Raw genomic sequence first — 8,061 nt, 5'->3', positions numbered from 1 at the left:
TGAAAGGAATTAAAATAGTATCGAGAATTTGAATTGTTTTCTTTTGATACTAAAAAAGTTCTCGATACAATTTTTTGAAGGAAAAAATCACTCGAATTGATAGGGTAGAGATTGGTGGAATTATAGTTGATGTATCGATTTATGAAAATTAACACAAATGCCTAGCCCCGATTGAAGCTTTGTTTGAGCTCTTTTTTGTTTTTTTTTAACAAAAAAAGCGAGTGCGGAAAGCGGGAAATTGCTTCAAAAAATTATTATTATAACAGCAAATAGTTTTATGATTATATTTTTTGTTAAAATAACTCGAAATTTAAAAAGGTTATTTAAAGATGTGTTTAAAGGATTTACTCTAATTTTATATACTTTGTATTCATGTTAAAATATTTATTCAAAAAATCAAGTAATATTGGGTTTTAATTAAAATTTAAAAAATTAAGATATTTTTTAAATACAAAAAAGCTAGCTTGAATTTTTAATAAATCAAACTAGTTTTTTTTAAGTACAACATAAAAAATTATATTAAACGTTTTACTTCTTGCTTTAAATATGCAATAGAGGTTTGTGTTGGGTTTTCATTTTGAGAGTAATAAATTAAAACACTTTCTCGTAAGTCTTTTGCAGTTTCTGCAGTTTCTGAACTGTTTCTAAGGTTCGAAATTATAGCTAATTTTGCCGCTAAAATTGCCTTCCAACTATCGTCTGAAACATATAGTTGCTGCACCATATTATGTTCGTATTCTTGTTCTATATTAGCGATTAATAACTGTAGATAACTATTTGTATTGTCGCCAATAGGAGCTACTCGTATTAGTAATTTTGAAGGATTTATACGTTCGCAAAACAATAATAAACGCTCGTAAGATTGAAGTTTTATAGGCAAACTTTCTTTTCTTTTAGTAACTAATGCATCAAATTTTTGCTTGTTTTCATCTTGTTGCATAAAAGCACCTAATATAAAATAAGCAACGCCTCCTGTTACTAAAGCGGGCAATGCATATGCTAATCCTTGAATAATTTTATCTTCCATGCTGCGAATATACAAGTCATAATTAAAATTCTCAATTCAAAATTAAATAATTTTAGATACAATTTTTATATTTTTGCATTTTAACAATAAAAAAGGAATACATTCTTTATAAAACCTAAAAGAATGGTTAAATTTCCGATTTCAAAATTCTTACAAACTTTTTCTATTGAATACTTATTTACAGCAACTTAACGAACCACAAAGGGCAGCCGTTTTACAAAAAGATGGCCCAATGATAATTATAGCAGGAGCAGGATCTGGTAAAACCAGGGTTTTAACCTACCGTATTGCACATTTAATGGAGCAAGGAGTCGATTCTTTTAATATTTTATCGCTTACTTTTACCAATAAGGCAGCGCGTGAAATGAAAGAACGTATTGGCGGGGTTGTTGGTGTTAGTGAAACTAAAAATTTATGGATGGGGACTTTTCATTCTGTTTTTTCTCGAATTTTACGTTCGGAATCAGATCGTTTAGGGTATCCTTCTAATTTTACTATTTATGATACGCAAGATTCTGTTCGATTGTTATCAACAATTATAAAAGAAATGCACCTTGATAAAGAGCAGTATAAACCAAAGCAAATTTTAAGTAGAATTTCTTCTTTTAAAAATAGCTTGATAACGGTTCGTGCTTATTTTTTAAATCCTGAACTACAACAAGCAGATTTAGAGGCTCGAAGACCTCGAGTTGGTGATATTTATAAGGCTTATGTTGATAGATGCTTTAAGGCGGGAGCAATGGATTTTGATGATTTATTGTTAAGAACAAATGAATTATTAAGTAGGTTTCCTGAAGTTTTAGCTAAATATCAAAGTCGTTTTAAATATATAATGGTTGATGAGTATCAAGATACAAATCATTCGCAATATTTAATTGTAAAAGCATTGGCTGATCGGTTTGAAAATATTTGTGTGGTAGGTGACGATTCGCAAAGTATTTATAGTTTTCGTGGGGCAAATATTAATAATATTTTGAATTTTCAAAAGGATTACCCTGAGGTTAAAACCTTTAAACTAGAACAAAATTATCGTTCTACAAGTAATATTGTAGAGGCTGCAAATAGTGTTATCGATAAAAATAAAACAAAATTAGATAAAGAAGTTTGGACGGCAAATGACCCTGGCGAAAGTATCAAAATAATGCGTACTATTTCTGATGGTGAAGAAGGACGTTTTGTAGCACAATCTATTTTAGAAAATAAAGAAGAGCATCAATTAACAAATGATTCATTTGCTATTTTATACAGAACCAATGCGCAATCAAGAGCAATGGAAGATGCCTTGCGTAAAAAAGATATTAAGTATAAAATTTACGGCGGAATTTCTTTTTATCAACGAAAAGAGATTAAAGATTTATTATCGTATTTACGAATTTTAATAAACCCAAATGACGAAGAGGCTTTAAAGAGAATTATTAATTATCCAGCAAGAGGTATTGGCGCTACCACAATGGATAAATTAGCCATTGCTGCCGATCATTATAATAAATCAATCTTTGATATTTTAGTAAATATAAATACCATCGATTTAAAAATAAATGCGGGAACTAAAAATAAATTAGCCAATTTTACCAAAATGATTCAGCGTTTTCAAATAGATGCACAAAAAATGAATGCTTTTGAAATTGCTGATTTAGTAGTAAAAAGAATCGAATTGGTTCAGGATTTACAAAAAGATGGTACGCAAGAAGGTGCTAATAAAGTTGAAAATATTCAAGAATTATTAAACGGAATTAAAGATTTTATTACTGATAAAATTGAAATGGGTGACGATGCTTCTTTACCTATATTTTTAGAAGATGTCGCTTTAGCTACTGATTTTGATAGTGAAAGTGATGATACACCAATGGTGTCATTAATGACTATTCATTTATCAAAAGGACTAGAATATCCGTATGTATATATTGTTGGTTTAGAGGAGGGTTTGTTTCCTTCGGGCATGAGTATTAATACACGTAGCAAACTAGAAGAAGAGCGTCGTTTATTTTATGTGGCTTTAACAAGAGCTGAAAAAGTGGCGTATTTAACGTATGCACAAACACGTTATAGATGGGGAAAATTAACGGATGGTGATCCTAGTAGGTTTTTAGAGGAAATAGCACCTGAATTTGTAGAGCATTTGTCGCCTAAAGTTCCCGCCGGTTTTGGTAATAGATTTATGGATGCGGATATTTTTGATACCGATGATTTTTCTAGAAAAGTTAGGTTTGAAAAGCCGATGCAAAAACAACGAAAAGAGTTTGTTTCTAAGAAAGAAAAACCAAACTTAATTCCTTCAAAAAGTAAGTTGAAAATGAAGGTAGATACAAGTACGTCAATTATTAATTTATTTTCTGGAGAAATTAATATTGGTAATTTTGTAGAGCATAATCGTTTTGGAACAGGTGAAGTTATTGCTTTGGAAGGAAAAGGACCAAATAAGAAAGCTGAAATTAAGTTTGGTACCGTAGGAAAAAAGAAATTATTATTACAGTTTGCAAAACTAAAGGTAATAGGGTAGCCAATTAATTGAGATTAATTACCTATTTTGCATACATAATTTAGAGTAAATATACAGAGAAATGACGTTTGATTTAGAATACAATTCAGAAAGAGATCACTTAATAATTCCAGAATATGGAAGACATATACAAAAATTAGTAAATCATTGCATCGCTTTAGAAACTAAAGAAGAACGTAATGTAATGGCTAAAGCGATTGTAGATGTGATGGGTAATTTACAACCTCATTTACGTGATGTGCCCGATTTTAAACACAAGCTTTGGGATCAGTTACATATTATTGCCGATTTTAAATTAGATGCAGAATCTCCTTATGAAATTCCATCGAAAGAAGAATTGACAGAAAAGCCCGAAAAAATGGCATATCCTAAATCGGCTTCAAGATATCGTTATTATGGAAACAATATCCAAACGATGATTAACATGGCTTTAACTTGGGAAGAAGGTGAAAAAAGAGAAGCTTTAATTTTCACGATTGCCAATCACATGAAAAAATGTTATTTAAATTGGAATAAAGATACCGTTGATGACGCTATTATTTTTAAACATTTATATGATTTATCTGATAAAAATATAGATTTAAGAACTTCAGATGAAATATTGTCAGAGAGTAAAAATTTACTAAGAAAACGCAGTAGCCAAGGACAATCAAACAGTAAAGGTACTTCAAAGATAAAATCGAATTATACGACAACTAATAAATATAGAAAAAAATAAAATAGTATGGCATCATTTAAAATAGAAGGTGGTCACAAACTTAATGGAGTAATTACCCCGCAAGGAGCAAAAAATGAAGCGCTACAAATTATATGTGCCGTTTTATTAACTGCCGAAAAAGTAATTATCAATAATATTCCTGATATTATTGATGTTAATAAATTAATTTTTATCTTAGGAGAACTAGGTGTTAAAATTGAAAAATTAAGTTCAAATTCATATAGTTTTCAAGCTGATAACATTAATTTAAGTTATTTAGAATCGGCTAAATTTAAAAAAGACGGAAGCTCATTAAGAGGTTCTATTATGATTGTTGGACCTTTATTAGCACGTTTTGGAAAAGGGTATATTCCACGCCCAGGAGGTGATAAAATTGGTCGCCGTCGTTTAGATACTCATTTTGAAGGCTTCATTAATTTAGGTGCAAAATTCCGTTATAATAAAGAAGAATATTTTTACGGAGTAGAAGCTGAAAATGGATTGGTTGGTGCTGATATGTTATTAGATGAAGCGTCAGTAACAGGAACGGCTAATATTGTAATGGCAGCTGTTTTAGCAAAAGGAAAAACTAAAATATACAACGCGGCTTGCGAACCATATATTCAGCAATTATGTAAAATGTTGAACTCAATGGGCGCAAAAATAGCTGGCGTTGGTTCTAATTTATTAACTATTGAAGGGGTAAGATCTTTAGGTGGTTGCGAACACAGGGTATTGCCAGATATGATTGAAATTGGTAGTTGGATTGGCGTTGCTGCAATGACACGTTCTGAATTGACTATTAAAGATGTTAGCTGGGAAAACCTAGGGCAAATTCCAAATGTGTTTCGTAAATTAGGAATTCAATTAGATAAAAAAGGCGATGATATTTTTATTCCATCACAAGAAAGTTATGAAATTCAAAACTATATTGACGGTTCAATTTTAACAGTAGCCGATGCACCTTGGCCAGGTTTTACTCCAGATTTGTTAAGTATTGTATTAGTATTAGCAACTCAAGCAAAGGGAACGGTATTAATTCATCAAAAAATGTTTGAAAGTCGTTTGTTTTTTGTCGATAAATTAATTGATATGGGCGCAAAAGTTATTTTATGCGATCCGCACAGAGCAACCGTTATTGGGCATAATTTTCAATCAATGTTAAAGGCAACAAAAATGACTTCTCCTGATATTCGTGCAGGAATTTCCTTATTAATTGCCGCTTTATCAGCAAAAGGAACCAGTATTATTAATAATATTGAACAAATTGATAGAGGATATGAAAATATTGAAGCGCGATTAAAATCTATCGGTGCAAAAATTGAAAGAATAGAAGACTAATAAAAAAATAAATTAATAAAAATAAAAAAATCGTGTCAAGATGGCACGATTTTTTTATTGGCAATATTATTGATTAAAGTATGCTGAAGAAATTAAAGAAACTATTTACAATGAGTAAAGATCAATATACAAAGGAAGACGAATTAAAAGACGCTATCGACAATACTGAATTAGAAACCAACCAAGAAGAAACTCAAGAAGAGAAAGAGGTGGAAGCTAAAGAAGAAACGGAAATAGTACCAACAGCAGAAGAATTATTAGCAGAAGAAAAAAACAAATATTTACGTTTGTTTGCTGAGTTTGAAAACTATAAAAAACGTACTTCTAAAGAACGTGTAGAGCTTTTTAAAACAGCAGGTCAGCAAGTAATGACAGCTTTACTGCCAATTTTGGATGATTTTGAAAGAGCTTCAGCACATGCTGAAACTAACAAGAAAGAAACTAAAAAATTAGATAAAGAAGCAAGCAAAGAAATAGCTAGTTTAAATAAAGGAATGTCATTAATTCAGCAAAAATTAGTAGCTACTTTAGAGCAAAAAGGATTAACTTCTGTAGAGGTAAAATCTGGTGATACTTTTGATGCTGATGTACACCAAGCAATTACACAAATTCCTGCACCTTCTGATAAATTGAAAGGGAAAATTATTGACTGTGTAGAAAAAGGATATAAGTTAGGAGATAAAATTATCCGTCATCCAAAAGTAGTAGTAGGACAGGCATAAATAATAGGTCATAGTAGTGTTTCAAGGCAATTGCTTTGTGTAGGAGAAGCAGTAAAAAAGCTTCAAATTAGTGAAAATGACAGAATAGACTAGAAATGGCAAAACAAGATTATTACGAAATATTAGGTATTTCAAGATCGGCAACACAAGCTGAAATAAAAAAAGGATACCGTAAAATGGCAATAAAATATCATCCAGATAAAAACCCGGATGATAAAAGCGCTGAAGAGAAATTCAAATCATGTGCAGAAGCATATGAAATTCTTAGTGATGATAATAAAAAAGCCCGTTATGACCAATATGGTCATGCAGCTTTCGACGGCCCACAAGGTGGCGGCGGCGGCGGTTTTGGCGGCGGCGGAATGAATATGGACGACATATTCAATCAATTCGGTGATATTTTTGGCAGCGGAGGCGGTGGCTTTGGCGGTTTTGGTGGCGGTGGTCAGCAACGACAAGCTAGAGTAAAAGGGTCTAACATGCGTATTCGTGTAAAACTTACTCTAGAAGAAATAGCAACAGGAGTAGAAAAGAAAGTAAAAGTTCGCAGAAAAGTTCAGGCAGAAGGTGTTACTTATAAAACATGTACAACGTGTAATGGTAGCGGTCAGCAAATGCGCGTTACCAATACTATTTTAGGTAGAATGCAACAAGCAGTTACCTGTAGTTCATGTCAAGGAGCAGGTGAAATGCTTAATACTAAACCTAATGGTGCCGATGCACAAGGTTTAATTGTTAAAGAAGAAACTGTTTCAATTAATATTCCTGAAGGAGTTACTGAAGGCGTACAATTAAAAGTTGGCGGAAAAGGAAATGAAGCACCTGGTAAAAATTCTATTCCTGGTGATTTATTAGTGTTGATAGAAGAAGTGCCACACGAAAATTTAAAAAGAGAGGGAAGTAATATTCACCACGATTTATATATTAATTTTTCTGAAGCAGTTTTAGGTGTTTCTAAAGAAGTAGAAACCGTTACAGGAAAAGTAAAAATAAAAATTGAAGCAGGAACGCAGTCTGGTAAAATTTTAAGATTAAAAGGAAAAGGATTACCTAGTATAGAGCATTACGGAACGGGTGATTTCTTAATTCATATTAATGTTTGGACACCACAAGAGTTAACCAAAGAACAACGTAAGTTTTTTGAGCAAATGCAAAGTGATGACAACTTTAGCCCAAACCCTCAAAAATCTGATAAATCATTTTTTGAGAAAGTAAAAGATATGTTTTCATAGACAAACAGTTTTTTAATTATAAAAGCCCATTCATTTTTTGAGTGGGCTTTTTTATTTTATAGATGAAAAATCGAATACGTCAAACTGAATTTAGTTCAGTTTCACATCCTGATTTGCCGTAGTTCTTCGCTTTATGCGATACTAAAATAAATTAAGCATGACGGTTAAATGTTAAAAAAATACTTTAGTTAAAATTTAAACAAGCTCTATGTACAATTCTTTATTTTTGAATTAGTAGCAATTTCCCGCTTTCCGCACTCGCTTTTTTTATTTTTAAAAGAAAAAATAAAAAAGAGCTCAAACAGATGCTTCAATCGGGGCTAGGATTTTGCTAAAATTAATATTTTTTTACATAATTTAATAGAAAGTCTTAATTTTAGTTACTTGTTTTATATCAGGTTCTTAGAAGCTGTTTTTGAGTATTTACGATCAAAAAAAAGCATTATAAATTAAAATAATACATCTTTTTGGTAAAAAATGTTGTGAGTTCTTAAAAAGAGTTATATATTTGCAGTGTCTATAAGACGTTATAGACACTTTTT

6 protein-coding genes are annotated in these 8,061 nt (G+C 31.2%); 5 read left to right on the top strand and 1 reads right to left on the bottom strand.

Translation table 11 applies throughout. The annotated features are described in order from the left end of the window. Positions 1-514: 514 nt before the first annotated feature. Positions 515-1,027 (bottom strand): DUF7935 family protein, encoded by a 513-nt coding sequence (locus AQ1689_RS09825; protein WP_058884988.1) that lies wholly within the window; start codon positions 1,025-1,027, stop codon positions 515-517. Positions 1,028-1,193: 166 nt separating this feature from the next. On the opposite strand from AQ1689_RS09825, the gene AQ1689_RS09820 reads away from it, so the two are divergent. From AQ1689_RS09820 to dnaJ, 5 genes are all read left to right on the top strand, one after another. Beyond that, entirely contained in the window at positions 1,194-3,527 is a 2,334-nt protein-coding gene (locus AQ1689_RS09820) for an ATP-dependent helicase (RefSeq protein ID WP_101955967.1), read from the top strand. Positions 3,528-3,588: 61 nt separating this feature from the next. Further along, entirely contained in the window at positions 3,589-4,245 is a 657-nt protein-coding gene (locus tag AQ1689_RS09815; protein WP_101955966.1) for a DUF4290 domain-containing protein, read from the top strand. 6 nt (positions 4,246-4,251) lie between these two features. Beyond that, positions 4,252-5,565 (top strand): UDP-N-acetylglucosamine 1-carboxyvinyltransferase, encoded by a 1,314-nt coding sequence (gene murA, locus AQ1689_RS09810; RefSeq protein ID WP_101955965.1) that lies wholly within the window; start codon positions 4,252-4,254, stop codon positions 5,563-5,565. 110 nt (positions 5,566-5,675) lie between these two features. Continuing rightward, on the top strand, positions 5,676-6,287 hold the full coding sequence (locus AQ1689_RS09805) for a nucleotide exchange factor GrpE (RefSeq protein ID WP_101955964.1): 612 nt from the start codon (positions 5,676-5,678) through the stop codon (positions 6,285-6,287). Between the two features lie 95 nt (positions 6,288-6,382). Further along, on the top strand, positions 6,383-7,519 hold the full coding sequence (dnaJ, locus tag AQ1689_RS09800) for a molecular chaperone DnaJ (protein ID WP_101955963.1): 1,137 nt from the start codon (positions 6,383-6,385) through the stop codon (positions 7,517-7,519). Positions 7,520-8,061: the final 542 nt, after the last annotated feature.

This window comes from Tenacibaculum finnmarkense, from assembly GCF_900239185.1.
In the GTDB taxonomy this organism is placed as follows: Bacteria; Bacteroidota; Bacteroidia; order Flavobacteriales; family Flavobacteriaceae; genus Polaribacter; species Polaribacter finnmarkensis.
Note: the sequence above shows the minus strand (reverse complement) of the source record. Positions and strands in the feature narration are given on the sequence as shown.